Annotated in this window: 20 protein-coding genes, 1 tRNA gene and 1 pseudogene; 8 read left to right on the top strand and 14 right to left on the bottom strand. The window is 64.3% G+C overall.

The window, feature by feature from the left end; all coding sequences use genetic code 11:
- Nucleotides 1-26: 26 nt before the first annotated feature.
- Together BLW48_RS18715 and BLW48_RS18710 are read right to left on the bottom strand one after the other, a co-directional pair.
- On the bottom strand, nucleotides 27-689 hold the full coding sequence (locus BLW48_RS18715) for a methionine ABC transporter permease (RefSeq protein WP_007835547.1): 663 nt from the start codon (nucleotides 687-689) through the stop codon (nucleotides 27-29).
- On the bottom strand, nucleotides 682-1551 hold the full coding sequence (locus BLW48_RS18710; RefSeq protein ID WP_093177195.1) for a methionine ABC transporter ATP-binding protein: 870 nt from the start codon (nucleotides 1549-1551) through the stop codon (nucleotides 682-684). Before BLW48_RS18710 ends, BLW48_RS18715 begins: the two co-directional genes overlap by 8 nt.
- Before the next feature lie 237 nt (nucleotides 1552-1788).
- On the opposite strand from BLW48_RS18710, the gene BLW48_RS18705 reads away from it, so the two are divergent.
- The 6 genes from BLW48_RS18705 to BLW48_RS18680 all read left to right on the top strand — a co-directional run bounded on the left by BLW48_RS18705 (nucleotide 1789) and on the right by BLW48_RS18680 (nucleotide 8343).
- A complete protein-coding gene (locus BLW48_RS18705; protein WP_093051901.1) occupies nucleotides 1789-2601 on the top strand; it encodes a MetQ/NlpA family ABC transporter substrate-binding protein in 813 nt (270 codons plus the stop codon).
- A 115-nt stretch (nucleotides 2602-2716) separates the two neighbouring features.
- Nucleotides 2717-3821 (top strand): peptide chain release factor 2 gene (gene prfB / locus BLW48_RS18700; protein WP_097198623.1). Its coding sequence is split into 2 segments (ribosomal slippage): nucleotides 2717-2797 and nucleotides 2799-3821, totalling 1104 coding nucleotides; the frame shifts between segments, so codons are not numbered across the junction.
- 5 nt (nucleotides 3822-3826) lie between these two features.
- Nucleotides 3827-4525, top strand: a complete 699-nt coding sequence (locus BLW48_RS18695) for an HAD family hydrolase (RefSeq protein ID WP_093176859.1) — start codon at nucleotides 3827-3829, stop codon at nucleotides 4523-4525.
- Nucleotides 4512-7205 (top strand): aminopeptidase N, encoded by a 2694-nt coding sequence (pepN, locus tag BLW48_RS18690; RefSeq protein WP_093176858.1) that lies wholly within the window; start codon nucleotides 4512-4514, stop codon nucleotides 7203-7205. Before BLW48_RS18695 ends, pepN begins: the two co-directional genes overlap by 14 nt.
- 23 nt (nucleotides 7206-7228) lie before the next feature.
- On the top strand, nucleotides 7229-8242 hold the full coding sequence (locus BLW48_RS18685; RefSeq protein ID WP_093051765.1) for a class 1 fructose-bisphosphatase: 1014 nt from the start codon (nucleotides 7229-7231) through the stop codon (nucleotides 8240-8242).
- A 25-nt stretch (nucleotides 8243-8267) separates the two neighbouring features.
- Nucleotides 8268-8343 (top strand) — tRNA-Thr (locus BLW48_RS18680).
- Between the two features lie 80 nt (nucleotides 8344-8423).
- On the opposite strand, the gene BLW48_RS18675 is transcribed toward BLW48_RS18680, so the two are convergent.
- Entirely contained in the window at nucleotides 8424-9299 is an 876-nt protein-coding gene (locus BLW48_RS18675) for an HNH endonuclease (protein ID WP_256216824.1), read from the bottom strand.
- Between the two features lie 406 nt (nucleotides 9300-9705).
- Between BLW48_RS18675 and BLW48_RS18670 the strand changes: the two genes are divergently transcribed.
- Complete coding sequence (locus BLW48_RS18670) at nucleotides 9706-10119, top strand: nucleotide pyrophosphohydrolase (RefSeq protein WP_093077923.1); 414 nt, start codon at nucleotides 9706-9708, stop codon at nucleotides 10117-10119.
- A 1-nt stretch (nucleotide 10120) separates the two neighbouring features.
- Nucleotides 10121-11998: a DUF2075 domain-containing protein gene (locus BLW48_RS18665; RefSeq protein WP_093176856.1), complete on the top strand. Its 1878-nt coding sequence runs from the start codon at nucleotides 10121-10123 to the stop codon at nucleotides 11996-11998.
- A 39-nt stretch (nucleotides 11999-12037) separates the two neighbouring features.
- Here BLW48_RS18665 and BLW48_RS18660 read toward each other — a convergent pair whose 3' ends face one another.
- From BLW48_RS18660 to BLW48_RS35835, 11 genes and pseudogenes are all read right to left on the bottom strand, one after another.
- Nucleotides 12038-12310: a hypothetical protein gene (locus BLW48_RS18660; protein WP_093176855.1), complete on the bottom strand. Its 273-nt coding sequence runs from the start codon at nucleotides 12308-12310 to the stop codon at nucleotides 12038-12040.
- Nucleotides 12311-12628: 318 nt separating this feature from the next.
- Nucleotides 12629-12955 (bottom strand): hypothetical protein, encoded by a 327-nt coding sequence (locus BLW48_RS18655; RefSeq protein WP_093176853.1) that lies wholly within the window; start codon nucleotides 12953-12955, stop codon nucleotides 12629-12631.
- Between the two features lie 8 nt (nucleotides 12956-12963).
- Complete coding sequence (locus BLW48_RS18650) at nucleotides 12964-13302, bottom strand: hypothetical protein (protein WP_097198616.1); 339 nt, start codon at nucleotides 13300-13302, stop codon at nucleotides 12964-12966.
- Nucleotides 13303-13306: 4 nt separating this feature from the next.
- Nucleotides 13307-13753, bottom strand: a complete 447-nt coding sequence (locus BLW48_RS18645; RefSeq protein ID WP_093176850.1) for a hypothetical protein — start codon at nucleotides 13751-13753, stop codon at nucleotides 13307-13309.
- A gap of 67 nt (nucleotides 13754-13820) precedes the next feature.
- Nucleotides 13821-14132: a hypothetical protein gene (locus tag BLW48_RS18640; RefSeq protein ID WP_218137511.1), complete on the bottom strand. Its 312-nt coding sequence runs from the start codon at nucleotides 14130-14132 to the stop codon at nucleotides 13821-13823.
- An 88-nt stretch (nucleotides 14133-14220) separates the two neighbouring features.
- Nucleotides 14221-14547 carry a hypothetical protein gene (locus BLW48_RS18635; RefSeq protein ID WP_093060053.1) on the bottom strand — a complete coding sequence of 109 codons (327 nt, stop codon included), beginning with the start codon at nucleotides 14545-14547 and terminating at the stop codon, nucleotides 14221-14223.
- Nucleotides 14548-14549: 2 nt separating this feature from the next.
- On the bottom strand, nucleotides 14550-18989 hold the full coding sequence (locus BLW48_RS18630) for an RHS repeat-associated core domain-containing protein (RefSeq protein WP_093176849.1): 4440 nt from the start codon (nucleotides 18987-18989) through the stop codon (nucleotides 14550-14552).
- 23 nt (nucleotides 18990-19012) lie between these two features.
- The gene (locus BLW48_RS18625) at nucleotides 19013-19456 is read right to left on the bottom strand and encodes a DcrB-related protein (protein ID WP_093060049.1); all 444 of its coding nucleotides are present in this window, start codon (nucleotides 19454-19456) and stop codon (nucleotides 19013-19015) included.
- Nucleotides 19457-19481: 25 nt separating this feature from the next.
- Complete coding sequence (locus BLW48_RS18620; protein ID WP_093176847.1) at nucleotides 19482-19925, bottom strand: hypothetical protein; 444 nt, start codon at nucleotides 19923-19925, stop codon at nucleotides 19482-19484.
- Between the two features lie 4 nt (nucleotides 19926-19929).
- Complete coding sequence (locus BLW48_RS18615) at nucleotides 19930-23103, bottom strand: type VI secretion system Vgr family protein (protein WP_093176845.1); 3174 nt, start codon at nucleotides 23101-23103, stop codon at nucleotides 19930-19932.
- Nucleotides 23104-23177: 74 nt separating this feature from the next.
- Nucleotides 23178-23321 (bottom strand): annotated as a pseudogene (locus BLW48_RS35835) (type VI secretion system tube protein Hcp); the annotation flags it as partial.

Raw genomic sequence — 23321 nt, 5'->3', positions numbered from 1 at the left:
GAAAGCAGGGAAGAAAAGAGAAGGAATCAACGCTTGTCGAGCCTGCTTGCCGTGGTGTTGCCCACGAATTGCAGGATCTGTACCAGCACCACGAGCAGCGCCACGGTGAGCACCATCACGTCGGTCTGGAAACGGTAGTAGCCGTAGCGGATGGCCAGGTCGCCGATGCCGCCGCCGCCCACCACGCCGGCCACCGCCGAGTACGAGAGAAAGCTCACGGCCAGCACGGTCAGTGCCAGCACCAGCCCCGAACGGGCCTCGACCAGCAGCACGCGCCAGACGATCTGCAGCTCGGTCGCGCCCATGGCATGCGCCGCCTCGATCACGCCGCGCGGCACTTCGCGCAGGCACTGGTCGACCAGCCGGGCCAGGTACGGAATGGCCGCGAACGACAGGGGCACCGCGGCCGCCAGCGGCCCGATCGACGTGCCCGCGATCACCCGCGTGAAGGGCACCAGCGCCACCAGCAAGATGATGAAAGGGAACGAACGCACCGTGTTCACCAGCCAGTTGAGCACCAGGAACGCGGGCTTGTTCTCCAGCGACTGGCCGGGGCCCAGCAGGAACAGCAGGATGCCCAGCGGCCCGCCGATAAGCACGGCGGCCGACAGGCCGATGGCCAGCATCATGAAGGTCTGGCCGGTGGCGACCCACAGTTCGGGGAGGATGGGGGCGATGTTCTCAAACATAGGCCAGCTCCTGCGCGCCGAGCTGCGAGGGCGGGCGCGGCGAGTAGGGTTCGCGCGCCTCGCGTTCGCGGCGGCGCACCAGTTCGTCGATTTCGCGGCCCAGCGCTGTCTTGCGCTCGACGCTCGGAGCGTCGACCGCGAACTGCTCCACCAGCCGGCCCTTTTCTAGGATGGCCACGTTGCGGCACAGCACCTCGACCACCGAGAGCTCGTGCGTGACGATCACGATGGTCACGCCGATCTTCTGGTTGATTTCGCGCAGCGTTTCCAGCAGCGAGCGCGTGGTTTCGGAGTCGAGCGCCGAGGTGGGCTCGTCGCACAGCAGCACCTGCGGGCGCGGCGCCAGCGCGCGGGCAATGGCCACGCGCTGCTTCTGGCCGCCGGAGAGCTGGGCCGGGTAGGTGTCGATCTTCTCGGCCAGGCCCACGAGCGCCAGGCATTCGCGCACCCGCGCGTTGATTTCGGCCTTCGAGTGGCGGCCGTGGATCTTCAGCGGGAAGGCCACGTTGTCGAACACCGTCGCGTTCTGCAGCAGGTTGAACTGCTGGAAGATCATGCCGATGTTCTGGCGCGTATCGCGCAGCTCGCGGCGCGAGAGCGTGGTGAGGTCGCGCCCGCCGACGAAGACCTGGCCCGAATCGGGCCGCTCCAGCAGGTTGATGAGGCGCAGCAGCGTCGATTTGCCGGCGCCGCTCTTGCCGATCAGGCCGAACACGTCGCCCTGCTGGATGTCGAGCGACAGCGACTGCACGGCGTCGAACACCTCGCCGTTGGGCAAGGCGAAAGACTTCTGCACCGATTGAAGACGGATGACTGGCGCCGCGTGATTGCCGCGGCCCGTGTCAGGCGTAGGGTGGGTCATGGAAAAGAAGCGCAGCCCGCGCAAAGGCAGGTCGCGGAGGTTCGCAAAAAGGTGCCGAGTATGAAAAGAAACGCAGCGAAAGGGAACGAACAAAAAGGATGCTGTTTATACGCATATACGCATAAGGAAATCCTGTAGCGGGCAAGACACGCCATATCGATATGCGCATTGGTTCGTTCCCAAACGCTGGCGGCAATGCCACATTCGCGCCTTCTTTTTTTGATTTCGCGCAACGACATGCATACCTCTTTCCGCCGCCGCACCCTCGCCCTTGCCACGCTGGCCGCCGCCCTCTTCGCCGGCAGCGCCGCCTTCGCGCAGGACAAGAACACGCTCAAGGTCGGCGTCTCCGTCGGCAACGGCGAGCAGATCTTCGAGGTGGTCAAGAAGGTCGCCGCCAAGGACGGCCTGAACATCCAGGTCGTGGTGTTCAACGACTACCAGTTGCCCAATGCGGCGCTGGCCTCCGGCGACCTCGACGCCAACGCCTTCCAGCACCAGCCCTTTCTCGACAACCAGAACAAGGCGCGCGGCTTCGACATCGTGCCCGTGGGCCTGACCATCACCGCGCCGCTGGGCTTCTACTCGCGCAAGATCAAGTCGATCGACCAGCTGCCCGATGGCGCCTCGGTCGGCATCCAGAACGACCCGTCGAACGGCAACCGCGCGCTGTTGCTGCTGCAGCAGGCCGGCCTGATCACGCTGAAGCCCGAGGCGGTGAAGAACAACACGGCCACGCCGCTGGACGTGGTGACGAACCCCAAGAAGCTGAAGCTGGTGGCACTCGACGCGGCCCAGCTGCCGCGCTCGCTCGACGACCTGACCATTGCCTCCATCAACAACGACTACGCCGAGAAGGCCGGCCTGTCGCTGAACAAGGACGCCGTGATCAAGGAATCGCCGAAGAGCCCGTACGCCAACCTGATCGCCGTGCGCCGCGCCGACAAGGACAAGCCCTGGGCCAAGCGCCTCGTGGCCGCTTACCAGTCGCCGGAGGTAAAGAGCTTCATCGAGACCCAGTTCAAGGGCTCGCTCGTGCCGGCGTTCTGATTTCGGGTCTTGCGCCTTCCCCCAGAGGGGAAAGGCGCAATACAGGGGCACTCCCTGGCTGGCTGGCGGACCGTGAGAAAATGCCCGGTTTCCCCGAACACAGTCAGGACACCCCATGGACGCAGAACAGATCAACCAAATCGGCGCAATGCTCGCGGACCTGAGCGTCCGTACGGTCGATTTACGGAGGTATCTTTGACTACGATGCCAAAGCCGAACGTCTGAGGACGGTCAACGCATCGCTCGAAGATCCGAACGTCTGGAACGACCCGAAGAAGGCCCAGGAACTGGGCAAGGAAAAGAAGTCGCTTGACGACGTGGTCGTCACGCTCGACCGGCTCACCAACGGGCTCTCGGACAACACCGAACTCTTCGAGATGTCGAAGGAAGACGGCGACATGGACGGCCTGCAGGCCATTGCCGATGACGCCGCCACGCTCGAAGCCGACATCAAGCAGCTCGAATTCCGCCGGATGTTCAACAACCCGGCCGATCCGCTGAACGCCTTCGTCGACATCCAGGCCGGCGCCGGTGGCACCGAGGCCTGTGACTGGGCCAGCATGCTGCTGCGCCAGTACCTGAAGTACGCCGAGCGCAAGGGCTTCAAGACGCAGATCGAAGACGAAACACCCGGCGACACCGCCGGCATCAAGGGCGCGACCATCAAGGTCGAGGGCGACTACGCCTTCGGCCTGCTGCGCACCGAGACCGGCGTGCACCGCCTGGTGCGCAAGTCGCCGTTCGACTCGTCGGGCGGCCGCCACACGAGCTTTGCCAGCATCTTCGTGTACCCGGAAATCGACGACTCCATCGAGATCGAGATCAACCCGGCCGACGTGCGCACCGACACCTTCCGCGCCAGCGGCGCGGGCGGCCAGCACATCAACAAGACCGACTCGGCCGTGCGCCTGACGCACATTCCGACCGGCATCGTGGTGCAGTGCCAGGACGGCCGCAGCCAGCACAGCAACCGCGACGTGGCGTGGAAGCGCCTGCGCTCGCGCCTGTACGACCACGAGATGCGCAAGCGCCAGGAAGAGCAGCAAAAGCTCGAAGACAGCAAGACCGACGTGGGCTGGGGCCACCAGATCCGCAGCTACGTGCTGGACAACAGCCGCATCAAGGACCTGCGCACCAACGTGGAAGTTTCGGCCACGCAGAAGGTGCTGGACGGCGACCTCGACGTGTTCATCGAAGCCTCTCTCAAGCAGGGCGTGTAAAACCGATGAGCCTGAAAAGCCTGAAGGATGGTGGCAAGGTCGAAGCCTTCATCTTCGACATGGACGGCACCATGATCGACTCCATGCCCTGGCATGCGCGCTCGTGGGTAGAGTTCGTGGCGCGCCACGGGCTGAAGCTCGACGTGAGCGACATCCTCGCGCGCACCACGGGCCGCACCGGCACCGAGTGCATGCGCGAGCTGTTCGAGCGCGAGCTCTCCGACGAGGAGTGCCAGGTGCTGGTGCACGAGAAGGAAGAGATCTACCGTGCCATGTTCAGCGACAACTTCACCGAAGTGGCGGGCTTCACGGCCTTTGCCAAGGCCGCCGTTGCACGCGGCCTGAAGGTGGCGGTGGGCACTGCGGGCGACAAGGGCAACATCGAATTCGCCATGTCGCGCCTGAAGATGGACCCGCTGCCGCTGGCCATAGTGGGCGGCGACGAAGGCTTCACTGGCAAGCCTACGCCCGCCATTTTTCTCGAAGCCGCGCGCCGCATCGGCATTGCGCCCGAGCGCTGCATCGTCTTTGAAGACGCACCCTTCGGCATAGAAGCCGCCCGCCGCGGCGGCATGCGCGCCGTGGCCGTGTGCAGCACCCATACCGCCGCCGAGCTTGCCGGCCCCCATGTGATTGCCGCGGTTCGCGACTACAACGAACTCGCCCATTCGAATTTTCTGGAGACACTCGATGCTGCTACGTGACGCTCAAGGGCAACCCATTGCCATCCGCCGCGAAGACTATGCCGCCCCGGCGTACTGGATCGACACCGTCGACCTCACCTTCGACCTCGACCCCGCCAAGACCCGCGTGCTCAACCGCATGCAGATGCGCCGCAACCCCGACGTGCCGGTGCAGCCGCTGCGCCTGGACGGCGACGAGCTGAACCTGGCGCGCGTGCTGGTCAACGGCCAGGGCGCCTCGTTCCGCATGGAAGGTGAGCAGCTCGTCATCGACGGCCTGCCCGACGCTTTCGAGCTCGAGATCTTCACCACCTGCTGCCCCATCAAGAACACCAAGCTGATGGGCCTGTTCGTGAGCGAAGACACCTTCTTCACGCAGTGCGAGGCCGAGGGCTTCCGCCGCATCACCTACTTCCTCGACCGTCCGGACGTGATGGCGATGTACACCGTCACGCTGCGCGCCGCCAAGGCCTCCTACCCGGTGCTGCTGTCGAACGGCAACCTCGTCGAACAAGGCGAACTGCCCGAAGGCCGCCACTTCGCAAAGTGGGTCGACCCCTTCAAGAAGCCCAGCTACCTGTTCGCCCTGGTGGCTGGCAAGCTGGTAGCGCGCGAGCAGCGCATCAAGGCGCGCAACGGCAAGGAGCATCTGCTGCAGGTGTACGTACGCGCCGGCGACCTCGACAAGACCGAGCACGCGATGAACTCGCTCATCAACTCGGTGCTGTGGGACGAAACCCGCTTCGGCCTGCCGCTCGACCTTGACCGCTTCATGATCGTTGCCACCAGCGACTTCAACATGGGCGCCATGGAGAACAAGGGCCTGAACATCTTCAACACGAAGTACGTTCTGGCCAACCAGGCCACCGCCACCGACGCCGACTACAGCAACATCGAAAGCGTTGTCGGCCACGAGTACTTCCACAACTGGAGCGGCGACCGCGTGACCTGCCGCGACTGGTTCCAGCTTTCGCTGAAGGAAGGCCTCACCGTCTTCCGCGACCAGGAATTCAGCCAGGATTTGTGCGCCGACGCCTCGGCCCGCGCCGTGAAGCGCATCGAAGACGTGCGCGTGCTGCGCACCGCCCAGTTCCCCGAAGACGCGGGCCCCATGGCCCACCCGGTGCGGCCCGACAGCTACATCGAGATCAGCAACTTCTACACCGTCACCATCTACGAAAAGGGTGCCGAGGTGGTCCGCATGATGCAGACGCTGGTCGGCCGCAAGGGCTTTGAAAAGGGCATCACGCTCTACTTCGAACGCCACGACGGCCAGGCCGTGACCTGCGACGACTTTGCCCAGGCCATTGCCGACGCCAACCCCGAGTCGGAACTGGCACGCCTGCTGCCCCAGTTCAAGCGCTGGTACAGCCAGGCCGGCACGCCCCGCCTTGCGGCCCACGGCGTGTACGACGCGCAGAACCGCAGCTACACCCTGAGCGTGGTGCAAAGCTGCCCGCCCACGCCGGGCCAGCCGACGAAGGAGCCCTTCGTCATTCCGCTGAACATTGGCCTGCTCGACGCCAACGGCCGCGAACTGCCGATGCAGCTCGAAGGCGAAAGCGACGTGACCCGCGGCACCCGCACCCTGGTGCTGTCGCGCGCCGGCGAGCAGATCACCTTCGTGGGCCTCGACGCCGAGCCCGTGCCTTCCATCTTGCGCGGCTTCAGCGCGCCGGTGATCCTCGACTTCGAGTACACCGACGCCCAACTGCTCACCCTGCTGGCCAACGACCCCGACCCGTTCAACCGCTGGGAAGCCGGCCAGCGACTGGGCCTGCGCGCCGCGCTGCAAGGCATTGCCGCACTGGCCACCGACACCACGCCGGTGCTGAACGACGCGTACATCGACGCCATGCGCAGCGTGCTGCGCAACCCGCAGCTCGACGCCGCCTTCAAGGAACTGGTGCTCACGCTGCCGTCGGAAACCTACATTGCCGAGCAGCTCGACGTGGTCGACCCGCAGCGCGTGCACCTTGTGCGCGAAGCCATGCGCGCCCAGCTGGCCACCGCCCTCTTTGCCGACTGGCAGTGGGCTTATGAAGAGAACCACGACACCGGCGCCTACAGCCCCGACCCGACCTCGTCGGGCCGACGCGCGCTGGCCGGCATGGCGCTCAACTTTCTGTGCCTGGCGGCGCGCGCCTCGGGCGACGTCGTATGGCCGGGCAAGACGCTGCAGCGCTTCAAGGACGCGGGCAACATGACCGACCGCTTCAACGCGCTCAACGCGCTGGTGTCGTCGGGCAACACCCTGGCGGCGCAGGCACTGGCGCGCTTCCATTCGATCTTCAAGGACGAGGCACTGGTCATCGACAAGTGGTTCTCGCTGCAGGCCGGCGCCAGCGACCGCGGCGGCGACATCCTGCCGCTGGTCAAGCAGCTGATGAAGCACCCCGACTTCTCGCTGAAGAACCCCAACCGCGCGCGCAGCGTGATCTTCAGCTACTGCAGCGCCAACCCCGGCGCATTCCACCGCCCCGACGCGGCCGGCTATGTGTTCTGGAGCGAGCGCGTGATCGAGCTCGACGCCATCAACCCGCAAGTGGCTGCACGCCTCGCGCGCGCACTCGACCGCTGGAGCAAGCTGGCCGAGCCGTACCGCAGCGCCGCGCGCGAAGCCATCGCCCGCGTGGCCGCCAAGCCCGACCTGAGCAAGGACACGCATGAAGTGGTGACCCGCGCCCTGGCCGGAAACTGAAGCAACCGAACCCCACAAGACACATGGCTCAACAAAAGATTTCCCTCACCCGCTACCTCGTCGAACAGCAACGCGCCGACGGCCTCATTCCCGGCCAGTTGCGCCTGCTGCTCGAAGTGGTCGCGCGCGCCTGCAAGAGCATCAGCCAGGCCGTCAACAAGGGCGCGCTGGGCGGCGTGCTCGGCACGGCCGAGAGCGAGAACGTGCAGGGCGAGATCCAGAAGAAGCTGGATATCATCGCCAATGAAGTGCTCATCGAGGCCAACGAATGGGGCGGCCACCTCGCGGCCATGGCCAGCGAGGAAATGGACAGCATCTACGTGGTGCCCAACCGCTACCCCCAAGGCGAATACCTGCTCATGTTCGACCCGCTCGACGGCAGCAGCAACATCGACGTGAACGTCAGCATCGGCACCATCTTCAGCGTGCTGAAGAAGCCCGACGACCACCCCGGCGTGCAGGAAGGCGACTTTCTGCAGGCCGGCACCCAGCAAGTGGCCGCCGGCTACTGCATCTACGGCCCGCAGACCACCCTGGTGCTGACCGTGGGCAACGGCGTGGCCATGTTCACGCTGGACCGCGAGCAAGGCAGCTTCGTGCTGACGCAGGAAGACATCCAGATTCCGGCCGATACGAAGGAATTTGCCATCAACATGAGCAACATGCGCCACTGGGACGAGCCCATGAAGCGCTACATCGACGAATGCCTGGCCGGCAAGGAAGGCCCGCGCGGCAAGGACTTCAACATGCGCTGGATTGCCAGCATGGTGGCCGACGTGCACCGCATCCTGATGCGCGGCGGCGTCTTCATGTACCCGTGGGACAAGCGCGAGCCCGAAAAGGCCGGCAAGCTGCGCCTGATGTACGAGGCCAACCCCATGAGCTGGCTGGTCGAACAGGCCGGCGGCGCGGCCACGAATGGCAAGCAACGCATCCTGGACCTGCAGCCCACCAAACTGCATGAGCGGGTGAGCGTGATGTTGGGTTCGCGTAACGAAGTTGAGCGGCTGACCCAGTACCACGCCGAGAAGGCGTGATTTCTTGGCTATAATCTGAGGCTTCGCCGGTGTAGCTCAGTCGGTAGAGCAGCTCATTCGTAATGAGAAGGTCGGGTGTTCGATTCATCTCTCCGGCACCAAATCAAAAGCCCCGCTATTTTTTCAATAGCGGGGCTTTTTGTTTGTGGGTCCTGAAATTGAGCCTAGTCGCCGTTCGCAATCAAGCAGGCCCTGCTGACTCAATAGCCTGAAGTCTTTCCATCAGCGTCAGATTCTTTGTCCGCGCGTGTTCGCCGTAATGCACCTCCCGATGACAAGCGGGGCAAAGGGCGGCAACAAACTGCGGATGATCGGGTCCTCCATCAGACACCCGTGTGGTGTGGTGCGGCTCCAGATAGGGAAGACCCCCGTTTCGACGAAACGGCGCAGGTTGCTCGCAAAGTTCGCACTTCCCTGCTGCGCGCAAAAGCACGTAATCACGCACTGCTCGGCTGCGCTCGTAGACGGTGCGACTTCCCTCTTTGCCGTTTTGTGAGCCATCGACCTTAGAGGCGGCAATTGCCCTATTTCTGGACTCTTGAAGCGTCAGATCTTTAGCACGATCGTCCACTGCTGAAGCGAGTTCCAACTGCTCGAGGCGAGCGACCGGTACAAGCCGAAAAATGATCGCGTTGCGAAGAATGCCTTCGACATCAGGCGCACGAACCCAGTCGTGCCCGTGATAGACGAATTCCCCAAGGTACTTTTGCCCCTTGCCTTTGCCAATGGTCCGAAACAAATGCAGCGCTTTTCCTCTGACTGAGTGATCGCGCACCGCCATGTTGCCTCGGACAAACCTCATGTCGCTCTTCTGGCCTTCACCCGAAAAAAAGAAGGTGCCTTCGTCATCGAATCGGTCTTCGTAGCCATAGCGTTCACCGCTATCCCCAGTGAACAAGAACGTCACCGGAGCTTGCGCAGAGTCAGAAATACCGCCTTGCCGACCGCCTCCGAACGGAATGTTGAGATCAGGCCAACGCTGATAGGTTTTTCCCAAGACAAAAGATGGGAGCTCTTCAGCAATCGAAAGCGAGGGGAACGCTGGCTTGCTTGCCACGTCATTTCCCTGAGAAATTGATTCGCGCCGCCCAATTCGGCACGAGAACCGCATCTCTGCAGCGCCTACAACGAGCTGGCCTTCTGCGATTTGCCCCGAAATAGCCGAACATCACTCACCCTTACAGTTAACGATTGGCGACATACTTTAACGTCAATCGATTTGGGCAAGTCACAATTTCAGGCTACCTCGGCAACTATCGTTTCTCCTCCGCATCTGCCAACACGGGGATCACCAGAAAGCTCGCACCATCGGGTGACTATTTCGTTTGGCAACTGTGAAATGGCGACGACCTCGCTAGATACACTTGTTTCGTCGTCGAAATCCCGATGTCTGCTCTCGTTTTCAGCACGAGCAGACCGGCCAGCCCGTAACCCGTTGACAAAGGGCAACAGGAGAGCCCCACATGACCGATCTAACTGATGCGGCACTCGGCGTCACGCTCGTCGACGTCGCGCCACTGGCCGCCCGCTTGGAGCAATTCGCTGTTGAGCGCGACTGGGCTCAATTCCACTCCCCCAAAAACTTGGTCATGGCCCTGACCGGCGAGGTCGGCGAACTGAATGAAATCTTTCAGTGGATGCCGGAAGAAGCGTCCAAAGAGGCTGGCCGAGACCCACAAACGGCGCAGGCCGTACAAGAAGAGCTCGCGGACGTCCTGCTCTACCTCGTTCGCCTGTCTTCCGTTTTGGGCGTAGACCTCGACGCCGCCGTCCAACAAAAGCTGAAAGCCAACGCCCTGCGCTACCCCGCAGACAAGGTGCGCGGCAGCAGCAAGAAGCACAGCCAGCCTGAAGCTGGCGAGTCTGGGAAGGATTGACGTGATCGTCTACGAGGCCGACAAGAAGCAATTTCTCAGCGACAACAACGACAGGGACATCGAAGACGTCATCCTCGCCAAGTACTTCAGTGCTACCGGCCGCAAGGTGCCGGCGGCGGAGATGAGGTCATGGCGCGATTCGCTCGGGTACATGTCGAAAGTGCTCAGCGACTCTGAAATTCCGAATGATGTCGGAGTGGCCGTCGAGCTTCACATCCCGCAAAGCTCCAAGCGCATCGACATCAGCCTGACCGGTCGAGGTCACGACGACTCGAAGAACGTCGTGATCGTCGAGCTCAAGCAATGGGACAAGGTAAAGCCTTCGATAAAGGACGCACTGGTCAACACCTACCTCGGCGGCGGACACCGCGAGGTCGTTCATCCTTCGTACCAAGCGTGGTCCTATGCCTCTCTGATGGAAGGCTTCAATGAAGCCGTCTACTCCGGTGGCATCTCCGTCCAGGCTTGCGCCTACCTGCACAACTACGAGCGCGACGGCGTCATCGATTCGGCCCACTACGCCGACTACATCGCAAAGGCACCGCTGTTCCTGCGCGGCGAAACCGAGCGAAGCTTGCTGCGCACCTTCATCAAGCAGCACATCAAGTTCGGCGACCCGAGCGTGCTCTATGAACTGGCAAACGGCCGTATCAGGCCATCGAAGGCGCTCAGCGACAGCCTTGCTGGTCTGCTGAAGGGAAACGCCGAGTTCATCTTGATCGATGACCAGAAGGAGGTCTACGAGCACATCCTGGCCGCAGGCCGATCTGCATCGAGTGCGAACCCCAAGGTGGTGATCGTCGAAGGCGGCCCGGGAACTGGCAAGACCGTTCTCGCCATCAACGCTCTGGTCACCTTGATGGGTGCCGGCTTGAACTGCAAATACGTTTCGAAGAATGCTGCGCCGAGGCGCGTCTACGAAACCAAGCTTGTCGGCACGATGAAGCGCACGCACTACGCCAACCTCTTCACAGGCTCAGGCGGCTTCATCGACACGCCCGCCGACCAGTTCGACGTGTTGATCGTGGACGAGGCGCACCGCTTGAACGAGAAGAGCGGCCTGTACGGCAATCTCGGCGAGAACCAGGTCAAAGAGCTCATTGCCGCCGCCAAGTGCACCGTGTTCTTCATCGATGAAGACCAGCGCGTGACGCTGAGCGACATCGGCAGCAAGAAGACCATTCGCGACTTCGGCATCGGTAAGGGTGCCGAGGTGTCGGAGCACGAGTTGGCCTCGCAATTCAGGTGCAGCGGCTCGGACGGCTACATCGCTTGGCTCGACGACACGCTCGATGTGCGAGAGACCGCCAACAAGACGCTCACGCCGGCCGAGTTCGACTTTCAAGTCTTCGGCACGCCCGACGAATTGCATGCATCGATCAAAGCAAAGAACACGACCGGCACCGCACGCGTGGTCGCCGGCTATTGCTGGCCATGGACCAGCAAGAAAGACCCGAAGGCCTTCGACATCGTCATCGGTGACTACCGCAAGCGCTGGAACCTCGACGTCGACGGTAGCTTGTGGATCATTGCGCCGAACTCGATCAACGAGGTGGGCTGCATTCATACCTGCCAGGGCTTGGAGGTGGACTACATCGGGGTCATCATCGGGCCGGATTTGATAGTTCGCGACGGGTGCGTCGTGACAGTGCCAGAGGCACGAGACCGATTCGACAAGACATTGCGCGGCCACAAGTCTCGATTCAAGGCCAATCCCAAAAATGCCGCTGCAGAGGCGGATCTCATCATCAAGAACACCTACCGCACGTTGATGACGCGCGGCATGAAAGGGTGTTACGTCTACTGCAGCGACGAAGAGACCGCGAGCTACTTTCGCAACCGGCTGTCACCCGGCGCGCTCGCTGCGGTCCAGCCATGAAGATCAGCGGCGGGCAACAACGCCTGCCGGCTGATGGCCTCAGGCTTGGTGCTGATCCATCGCGTTGGGCTTCTTCAGAAGCTCCTGGACAAGTCGGGCAATGTCGTCCACCAGATCGGAGGCAAGCCACATGATGTTGTCCCGATGCCGCTCCCCAATTCCTTCGAGCCATTCACTCCAGTCCCCATGACAGCAACTCAGCAGAGATTGCAATTGGGTCAACTTGTTCTCAAGAGTGCCTGACGCGTCCTGCTGGCGGGTTACGTCGTCGGAGGTGGGCGTGTTTTGCCCGGCGATAATTCGATCAGCCATTTTGATGTGCGCCTTCCAAGGTAATGCACGTTGATTGGTCAGACGGCCATGGTGTTAGCGCACCTTGGCCGTCGCCTTTTGTGCCTCACATCGACATCGCTGCGGTGTGCATCGATGTCCCGCCGTGAGGCGCGGCGGACCTTCAAATGTATGGGAGAAGCGCGCTGGCGGACGCTTCCATGCAGTGAACAAATTGGGGATCGCGTCGACTTTGAGCGCATCACCGTGATCGTTGCTGCACTCGACGATGCGCAAGCTCAGGCCTTGATCTGCTTGGCCTTCGCACGACTCCTGTAGCGCAACGTGGGCAGGCAGACATCAGTCGCAGAACGCTGCGAGCCCCATGCCCTGTGCTTTCGCCCGGGTCAAGATCGCGTGCATCGACTTGAAGGCCGCAATCTGCCCACGTTGGGCACCAGTTTCAGGAGCGTTGGCGGTGAATATCTCGAGCATGGCCACAACCTGCTCTCCACGCAGCAGCGAATCCTCGAAGTACTTGAGGTCGGCGCCTTTCTGGATGCATCTGTCGAAGAGGGCCGCGAGTGAGCGATGCACATCCAGATCGACGGAGCCCGCATGCTCGAGGCCACGCGGGTCTTTCGGCAAGTGCCTGCAGGCCGGTTCGACGAAGTAGAGGTCGAGCATTCGGCACCCTATCGAGGCATCCGCTTCGCCAGTTCGGCGCGGGTCAGGTCCAGGCCGTCGGCGTGTGTTGCCAACGGCACGCGAAGCGTCTTTTCCAGGCACTTGAGCCACTGGAAGAAACCGACGGTGTGCGCTTCGTCAGCCTCAGTCATCTCAAAAATTCCGTTGCTCGCATGCGATCGCTGGACGAGTTCGATGAGCGAGATGAACGACTCCAGATCTTTCGCAATGTCGGCAGTGTCCAGTGCGCGTATATCGCGGATCAGGCTCAGCTCTTCCTGCATCGGCATCACGGTTGGCCGCACTGCCCAATGTGCCAACAGCTTGCCGGGGGTCATCGCGGTCATGGGCCTACAGGCTCTCGAAGAAGTAGGCCAGCACTGTGTCGTCGACGAATCCCTTGTCGAACATTTCGTCCGAAAGAGACCGCGCGGCATCATCGAAGGAAATCTGATCGAACTTCCGGTCTTGCAGCACCTTCACGAACGGTGCACACAGCTTGGCAAGCGCCGCGTGGTCGACAGCAAGCTGCCTCACACCGCCGGTCATGACGTACGGCAAGACTACGAAAACGCGCAGGTCGAAGCGGACATAGAACCGCGCCTGCATTTCCTTGCTGAACTCGCAATCGATCAGGTGTGAGTAGCGATCATTTTCCGGGCCATGCACCGTCACGCGCGCCTTGTTCGCGCTGAAGGCTTCACGCAGGGCGTCCAGCTCGGGCGTTGCCTCGTCCGGCAGCGGCGCAAATTCTCTGGCTGCTGCGACGGCTTCAAGTTTTTGAATCGTCTGTGTCATTGAGGAAATTGCGTCACCCACGTTTTTCACGGCACGTGGCTGGCGGGCTACTTCACCAGCCGCCGTTTCACCGGAGGCGGAAGTTCCCCGCCGCACTATTGAGCCACTCCTGCTGAGCAGGAATGTGCGCCGCAAGTCCTTCCAGGAATGAAGCAAAGCGCTCGAAGACCTTCACGGCCTCGGGATCCTCGGAGGTATGGCCCCACCCCGTGGTGTGGGAGTCTTCGAGCTGGTCCAGTATCTTGAAGAAAACCTCGCTGCGCGCGATGTCATCGGGCTCGAGCGCCATCACGCCAAGCATGAAGCGCACCTCGCCCCCCACGGAAAGCAGTGAGGGCGCGTTCTGCAGGTCTTCGTACAACAGGTCGATCGATTTCATGGACTGCAGGCCTTCATGGGTCAGGTGACCTTGTGGTCGGAATGTGAGTTCCATTCCTGCCAAGGCATCGTGCTTCGCCCCGACAGGCTCAGTCGCTGAACGCCACAAGCCCCGCGCCTTTGCCGACCGCTCCTTCGAAGATGCCGCGCATTTCGTCGAACGCCGCAAGCGCCTGGCGGTTGCCGCCAAGCTCTCCCACATTCGAAGTGAAGATTTTCAGCAGCGTTGCAACCTGTGCGGGTTTCAGCAGGGAATCTTCGAAGTACTTGAAACTTGCGCCGGCCTTGCTGCCCTTGTCGAACAACACGGCCAGCGAACGGTGCGCATCGAGTTCGATGGAGCCCGCCAGTTCCAGGCTGCCCGGGTCTTCGGGCATGTCCGTGGTGGAGGGGTCTGTGTAGTAGATGTCCAGCATAGTCAGTCCAGCGGGTGGAAGGTTCGAACGGTTCCGTCTTCGTTGACGGTGGCGCGATAGCGTTTGTATTGTCCGTCGTACTTCAGCCGGGACTCGAACACGGCCTTCCCCTCGTAGCTCGACTCCTTGCCGTGCTTGAGCGTCTTGCCCAGCAGCGAGGAAATCTCTCCCTGGCTCATGCTGGAGCTGAACTTCGATTTGTTGGGGAACCGCGCCGGATCGACGTGCCGGTCGTAGATGTGCTTCCACCCCGACGTGGCATTGCCCTGCTCCAGCGTGAAGTTGCGGCTGCCCCTGTTGAAGCCGACCGGCCGTGCAAGCGTCTCGCCGCAGATCCAACCCAGCGGGTCGATCCACCGGATGGGGTTGGGAGAGTAGCTGTGCAGGTTGTCGCCACCCGCAAGCCCGATGGGGTCAGGGCTGATGAACCGCCCGATGTCCGGGTCATAGAACCGGAAGGTGTTGTAGTGCAGCCCCGTGTCCCGGTCCAGGTACTGTCCCTGGAAGCGCAGGTTCTGCTCGATGGCCTGGGGCGCCGTGCCGGTCGATGCAACAGCCCTGCCGTTCAGCGCCGTGACTTCCCACTGCTCGGTAACGGTCGCGCCCCATGTCCTGTAGCTCGCGCGCCAGCACAGCTGGCCTTCGTTGTTGCTCAGTTCTTCCGGCAGGCCGGCGGTGTCGTTGTGAAAGTGAAAGACCTGCGCCGTGGTCGATGCCGAGGTGGGCTCGGCCTTCGCGTCAAGCCGCGCGACCGGTACGTGGCTTTCGGGCTCGTACACGTAGCTCACCACCTGCGAGCCCCTGCGCTCCTCTATCAGCCGCATCCCCTCCCAGATGAAGTGCGTGCTGCCGAACGCATCGTGCTTCGCCACGCGCCGCCCCATGGCGTCGTAGTCGAATCGCGTGAGTTGCGTGGTGGCTTCGGGCGTGCCCGGGCGGCGCGTGGTGTGCACGGCCATGAGGCGGCTTTCCTCGTCCCACTCGAAACGCTGCTCGGTGTGCCTGCCCGACCGCTTGCGCACCAGCCGGCCGTGGCCGTCGTAGCTGTAGCGCTTGTCCTCGAACACACGCACGAGGTTGTCGCGCACATAGCCGGGCGCGGTCGATGATGCATCGAGCAGGTTGCCCGCGGGGTCGTAGGCGAAGCGTTCGCTGTTGGCGGCAGCCGCGCTGCGCAAGGTCTCCTCGATGCGCCCGGTAGCGTCGTACCGGTGCCCTGTCGTGCCTTGCAGCGAATGCCGGCTCTGCCGCAGCTCGCCCACTGGGTCGTAGCTGTATTCCTTCATCAGCCCGTCGAGCAGGCGCGCCCCGGGCGTGCCGGCGCTGTCGATGGCCTGGCGCCAGCTCGGGTCTTGCGTAGTGAAGGCTGTGTCCAGCCCGCCGGCCCGGCACCACGATGCGGCGCGCCGGCCCAGCGGGTCGAGCGCGAAGCGGGTGTGCAGCGCGCCCTGGCTGCGCGCCACTTCGCGGTGCAGGTCGTCGCGCTCGATGTCGCTGATGAGCTGGTGCACCGCGGGTGCATCGCCGCGCTGCTGCGACAGGTTGATCTGGTGCAGGTGGCCGGAGCCGTAGTACAGGTAATTCAGCACACGCTGCACGCCTGGCTGCGACGCGATGGCGGGCAACACGGTCTGCGTGCGGTTGCCCAGTTCGTCGTGCGCGTGGTGCAGGGTGTGCGTCTCGCCGGTGAGCTCGTCGATGGCGGTTTCTTCGATCAGCCGGCCGAGCTTGTCGTAGGCGAAAACGGTGCGGTGCAGCGTGCGCGCTTCGCCGCCGGTGCCGGGTTGCGGCGCCTCCAGCTTGACCGCCTCGGTCAGCCGATCGAGCTGGTCGTAGCTGTAGCGGTAGTGGTGGCTCTGGGTGCGCTTCCCGATGAGGCGACCCACGGCGTCGCGCAGCAGTTCGGTGCGCAAGGGCCGGCTCGCGGCAGGCCGTTGCCCGATGCCGTCGTGCAGCGCGAGGTCTTCGTCGCCGATGCCGGGCACATGGGTGATGCACACCGGCCAGCCGTTGGCGTCGTATTCCACCTGCACACGCGTGCCGCCCACGCGGCGCTCTTCCACCACGCGGTCGGCGGCGTCGCGCACGAACTCGAAGTGCAGGCCGTTCTCGTTGACGAGCGACTGCAGGCGCTGGGCGCTGTCGTAGTGCCACGCGATGCGGCGCCCCTCGGCGTCCTGCCGCGTCAGCGGCTGGCCACGCAGGCCGAGTGCGAATTGCGTGCTGCGGCTCAGCGCATCGGTGGCGGCCACGATGCGGCCGGCCGCGTCGCGGCGGAACGACTGATGGCTCTGGTCGGGGAGCGACACCGACAGCAGCCGCCCCATGGCGTCGTGGGTCAGCCGTGTGCGCTGGCCCGCGGCGTCGGTCACGGTCTGCAGGTGGCCCCAGCCGTCGTAGGTGTAGCGCGTGGTCTTGCCGGAGCAGTCGGTCAGGGAGAGCAGTTGCGCGCACTCGTTCCAGGCCATGCGGTTGGTGCCGCCCTTGCCGTCGGTAACGACGATGGGCAGGCCTCGCCTGTCGTAGGCGTACTCGGAGGTGTGGCCCAGCGGGTCGGTCTCGCGCACCAGGTTGCCCTGGTCGCTGTAGGCATAGGTCCAGGTGCTGCCGTCTGCAAGGGTTTCACGCCAGCGCTCGCCGAACTCGGTCCAGCCTGTGCTCTGCGTGCGGCCCAGCGCATCAGTGCGGCTGCTCATGAACCCCATGGGGTCGTAGGTGCAGCGCGTGGTGGCGCCGCCCGGCTCGGTGATGGCAACGAGCTGGCGCAGCTCGTTGTACTGCGCATGCCATTGGCGGCCGGCCGCGTCGATGTAGTCGGTGACCTGGTGGTCGGCGTTCCAGTGCCAGGCGAATCCGCGGCCGAGTTGGTCGATGACCAGGGTCTCGCCCAGCGCCAGCGCGTCGTCCGCGGGGGGCGTCATGCGGCGCACGGTGTAGCTCTCTCCGTCGTTTGTCCAGTGGCGGGCCACGTGCGCGTCGCCGGCCGAGCCACGCCACTCGTAGCGGCACTCCAGCCCCGCCGCGTCGGCGTGGAAGCTCATGAGGCCCTGGGCGTCGTAGCCGAAGCGGCGCACCACTACGCCATTGCGGTCGGTCACGTCGAGCAGGCGGCCTTCGGCGTCGTGCCTGTACGCCACCAGCAGGCCCGGCAGCTCGCCGGGTGCACCGGCAGCCAGGCGCACTGCCCCCAGCCGGCGGCTCTCGCCCGCGTAGTCGAGCGCAAGCAGGCGCCCGGTGCTGTCGGTCAGCTCGCTCAGCCGGCCCAGCACATCGTGGCGCAGGTCGATGAAGTTGCCGTTGCGGTCCTCGAGCCGCGCGAGCTTCAGCGTCTGCGTGCGCGGCAGTTCGGCGGAGGGTGGCTCGAACATGAAGAACAGCCCGCCCGGCACGTGAATGAAGTAGTGGCCGCCTTCGGAGCGGCACAGGTCCAGGCCGTCGCGCAGGCTGTATTGCCGAGTACCGGGCTCGATGTCTGGCAGCACCATCGGCCGGCCCTGCTCATCGATGAGCGTCACGGTGGGCTGTCCGGCGGCGTCATTGCCCAGCCGCAGCTCCATCGCATAGGGCAGGCTCCACCCCTGCCCCAGCGCGCCGTCGCGGCGAAGGTCGTGGCTGCTGTAGAAGCGCTGCCACGCAATGGGCAGCGGGCCGGGCAAGCTGAAGTCGAGCTCGCTCTCGCCACCCAGAAACTTTCCGCCCGTGGCCGCATGCACCGGGTTGCCGAAGGAGCTGACCATGCCGTGGATGCCCATGCCCAGCCCCACCGCGCCTTCGATCAGGCAAGGCAGCGCGTTCTTGCCCTGCCGCGCGAGCTTGGGCAGGCAGCGCAGGCCGCGGTAGATCATGACCAGGTTGAAGATGGTCACCAGCACCTTCGAGATGAGCGGCACCTCGTCGGCCACCTCGCGCACGCGTGCGGTCGGTCCACCGATGAAGACGGTGGGCGAGCCTTCGCTCACCTTGGCGCCGCACTCGGTGTGGTCGTCCTTGCGCGAGGCCACACCCATGTTGACGAACACGGTCTCCGCGCCCTCGGCAAGAAGGATCTGTGGCGAGTCTTTCTTGCAGCTCACGGTGTCCATCGGCATCTCGGGCGAGGCGCGCGCCGCGCCTATGGCCTTGTTGTCGATGAACACGTCCGACGAGCCGCTGGTGATCATGCCGGTCACGGTGAGGGTCTCGGGCACCAGCGCATCGGCAATCGACTCGCCCAGGCTCGCGCCGACATACCCGCCGACCATGCGCGCGCCCACCACCACAGCGCCCGCCACCAGCGGCCCCGCAAGCCCCCCGGTGCCGACCACGGCGGCCGCCGCCACGCCCACCGCGAAGCCAACGGCGATGCCGCCGATCAGCCCGCCCGCGAACTTGGCCCAGAAGCGCGCGTGCGCGTTGGTGTGGGCAATGGGGTCGTGCAGCCGGGCGGCGGGTTTACCGGCCATGGGTCGTCGTGGCCTTCAAGGTGTCAGGCCCTGGGCTGAAAGCTCTCGAGCGTGCGCCGCCACAGCGCGAGCGCCTCTGCGTCGAACGGCACGGGGCTGCTGGCCGTGAGGATGAGCACGGCCTTGCCGGTGGCGTCCTGCGGCAAGAGAAACACGGCCTGGCGCTGGTGCAGCGCCTGCCCGTTCTGCTTGAACTGCGTGGCGAGCTCGATGGCGCGCAGGCTCGCAATGGCGGGCCCCACGGCGATGTCGGTGCGCGACACCTCCTTCAGCTGGCTCACCTGGCGCGTCAGGTCGTTCATCTGCCGCGTGACGAACTGCGCCAGGCTCTCCTGCGCGCGCAGCGCATCGCGGCTCACGATGAGCGTGGTGCCGGAGCCATCGGGCATGGCCAGCACGTTCATCGAGCGATCGATGCGCCCATCGTCCGGCACGTCGAACTGGCCTTCCTGGATGTGGTACTTCATCAGGCTGCTTTCTTCCGGGTTTGTTCTATGCGGGGTCGAAAGCCACGAAGGCCAGGCAGTCGGGGTTGCGCTCGGTGAAGCCGAACGACAGCCGGCCCCAGCCGAGCGTGGCCGCGAAGGTGCTCGCTTCGTCGAGCGAACGGCCGCGCGGCACGTCGATGAGTTCCAGTGCGGCGTAGTGCTGGCGCACTTCGGCCATCGGCACGCAGCGCCCCTTCAGCTCCAGCACCAGGAAGCCCTGGCTCGCGTCTTCGCGCTTGATGCGCAGGTCGATGCGCGCAAGCTCAGCGCCATCCGCCAGGCGCACCGGCGTACCTTCGAAGAACCGGAACGCGTCGCCGCCCGCGGCATGCGTGTCGCTCAAGGTGGTCGACAGCGTGCGGCCGACCTTCTGCGTGGAGAACGGCAACTGCGCCGCCAGCGCATCGATGGCCTGCCAGAGCGTCATGGTCGTGGCTTGCCGGTTCATGGATTCAGTGCTTGCCGGCATATTTCTTGTCGTAGGAGTTGCCGTAGTACTGCGTGTACTGCTCGCCGGTGGTCGATGTGGTGAGCGTGCCGTAGTACTTGCCGGCCGCGGCTCTTGCGGCCTCCCGGGTACCACCCTTCACCATGCCGTTGTAGGCCTCGTTGAAAGCCTCCACGTTCGCGGGGTTCGCGCCCTGGAGGATGTCGACCTTGGCCGCGCGCCAGACTTCACGCTGCACCTGGATCTGGTTCAGTGCGGCCTCGCCCTCGGAGCTGAGCATGCTGTTGACGAACGCGGTCTTCGAGGAAATATCGGGCTTGAAGCGGTATGAATAGACCGCGTGCCCGACCTCGTGCGACAGCGAGGCGGCGGTCTTGTACGGGTCGCTCGCGTAGTCGCCGTCGATCACGATCTTCCTGACACCCGGATTGGTGTTGGCATACGAGCCCCCGCCCGCTGGGCCGTAGCTGACATTCCATTTCTCGCCCTGCAGGAACTTGATCTGCCTCTGCAGCGTGGGCGACCTCGCCGCAATGGCGTCGACACCTTTGCCGAGGCCGGTGGTGACGTAGCCCGGCGGCGCGGCTGCGGGCACAGCACGCTCAGATGCCTCTGCCGACGTGGCAGCAGCAGCGGGCGTCAGGGGCACGCCGTCTTCCACCACGGCTTCCTCGCTCTGGCTGCCGATGGGCGCATCGCAGTTCAAGAAGATCTTGCTGCCGCGCTGGTCGAGCTCGCCCGTGAAGTTGACGAGGCCCTTCACGCCGTTGATGTTCACCGTGCCGTCGGCCAGCAGCACGATGGACGACTTGCCGCAGATCAGCGAGATGCTGGTCTTGCCGGTGACGAACACGTCCTGGTCGGCCGCCTGTATCACGACCGACTTGCGGCCTGTGATGTTGGCGTTGCTCTCGGTGGAGGTCATCGAGGCGTCGGTCTTCGACACCAGGTTGACGGCGCCCGCGCTGGCATGCGAGACGATGTCGCCGCCCGACACCACGTTGACCTGCCCGCCTTCGCTCACCTGCGTGAGCATGCCGCCGGTAACGAGCTGCGTGAGCTGCGCGCCGGTGGTCAGCGTCATGGCCGAAGTGGCGCGCATCGACACGCTCTGCCCCGAGCTCACGACGATAGGCTTGGGACTGATCATGGTCTGCCCCTCGGGGCTGACGATGGAGACCACGGGCTTGTCGATCTTGCGCGAGAGGTCGAGCATCTGCTGCGCGTCGGCCATGGCGGGGTCGGGGTTGTCCGAGACGCCGGCTTCCGGCGTGCCGCCCGCGGCCAGCGCCGCCACGGCCTGCGAAACGCCGCCCGCGGCCTGCACACCCTGCACCAGGCCCATCAGCGTCTGGTTCTTGCCCTGAGCCATCGACCCGACCAGCGCCTTGGTGGCCGCGATGGCCTGGCCCGACGCCTGCATCAGCGCATTGCTCTGCGCCAGCGTGGCGCCCATGTGCTCGTGGCCGTCGGGGTTGTCGCGCGAGACGCGTTGCGCGTAGTCCTGCGTGTAGGTGGTCAACAGCAGGCCCTTGTCCGCGCGGATGGAGCCCCACTCGTTGGTGCGCAGCTCGAAGCCATAGCTGCGCTGCACGCCCGAGCCCTGGTTCATCAGGTAGCCCATGTGCAGGTGGGTGTTGCCGTGGTCGGTCGACAGCTCGATGTGCTCGGTGCCGCGGCTGTCTTCGAAGCGCAGCATGTGCTTGCCGCCGCCGCCCTTGCTCCAGTTCGTCTGGAAGCCGGTCTGCGTCTTGTGGCGCGGCAGCTCCCACGGCGGCATCTGCGCGGCGTTGTAGACACAGCCGGTGACGATCGGATAGTCAGGGTCGCCGTTGAGAAAGTCGACGATCACCTCCTGTCCGATACGCGGGATGTGCATGGCGCCGTAGTTGCTGCCAGCCCAGGTCTGCGACACGCGGATCCAGCACGACGAGTTCTCGTCGCGCCGGCCATAGCGGTCCCAATGGAACTGCACCTTGATGCGGCCGTACTCATCGGTGTGAATCTCTTCGCCCGCGGGGCCCACCACCACCGCGGTCTGCGGTCCGGTGGTGCGCGGCCTGGGCGTGATGCGCGCGGGGCGATAGGGCGCGCTGTCGGGGAGCACCTCGAAGGTCTGGCGATAGCTGGTGCTGCTGGTCGATTCGCTGTAGGCCGCGTCCGCCGCGCCGACCACGCGCAGCGCGTTCTCCTGGAAGTCGTAGGTCACGGCCTCGATCAGGTAACGGCGGTTGTCCTCGGCGTTCGGATGGCGCGCCAGCTCGAACAGGTAGCCCGGTGCCATGTGGCGCAGGTTGCCTTCGGCGCTCACCAGTTCGCGGCGCCCGGCGAGCTGCTCCAGCCGCAGGCGTGCATAGTTCTCGCCGTCACCCAGCTCGGTGTAGCCGCCGGGCCAGTCGTAGATCTCGAAGTCGTCGCGGCTGTGGCCGGCCGGCTGCTGGCGCACTGTGTCAATCTCGGCGTTGGGCTTCTTGAAGTCGTAGTCGTCAGCGGCGAAGTTGCCCGAAGCGATGTCTTCCGAATGGCTCCAGCTGTCGATGAAGTCCTGCTCGAGGATCTGCGCGGCCAGCACCCCCGCGTGGTACGGCACCTTCACCGGACCGCTGGGCAGAGGGGCGTGCGAATCCGCGCCGTCGCACAGCACCAGCTGATGGCTGCCCTGCGCGTGCGAGAAGAAGTAGTAGATGCCCTCCTGCTCCATGAGCCGGCTGACGAAGTTGAAGTCGCTCTCCGAGTACTGCACGCAGTAGTCCCAGGTGCGGTAGTTGCCGCTCAGGCGCGCGTCGATGGCATAGCCGTAGGGCGCGAGCACCTCCTGCAGGATCTGCGGTGCCGTCTTGAACTGGAAGATCTTGAAGTCGGAGCGACGCGTGGCGTACCACAGCCAGGGGCGCAGCGTGGCCTCGTACACGCACATGTCGCCGTCGTCCTTGCCCACGTAGGCAAAGCGCGTGACCTGTCCACTCAGGAAGCGCTTGCCGGCGCCGCCGAGTTCCGTGGCGAGGTTCACCTCGATGCTCATGTCCTCCCCCAGCATGCGCTTGGGCTGGATGTTGGGCATGTCGCTGATGAGCCGCACGCGATGCTCGAACAGTGCGGAGATGCGCTCCTGTCCCGTCATCGAGCGGAACTTCAGGCGCTCGCCCAACACGCTGTGGGCGATGAAGCTGCGGGTCATTCCTGGAAGGCTCCCTGGTCAATGCGAGCCCGGCGCGTGCCGCAGAAGCGTGCAACGCGCCCGGCAAAGGGAACTCATGCTTCCTTGTTTTCCTTGATGTTCCAGCCCAGCACCGTCTCGGCGCCCTTGCCGCCCTTGTCGGTCTGTTCCCAGTACTGCTGCTTCACCTTCGCGGCCTGGAAGGCGTACTGCACGAACACGGCGTCCGAACCCTGCTC

Source organism: Variovorax sp. YR266, assembly GCF_900107295.1.
Classification (GTDB): domain Bacteria; phylum Pseudomonadota; class Gammaproteobacteria; order Burkholderiales; family Burkholderiaceae_C; genus Variovorax.
Note: the sequence above shows the minus strand (reverse complement) of the source record. Positions and strands in the feature narration are given on the sequence as shown.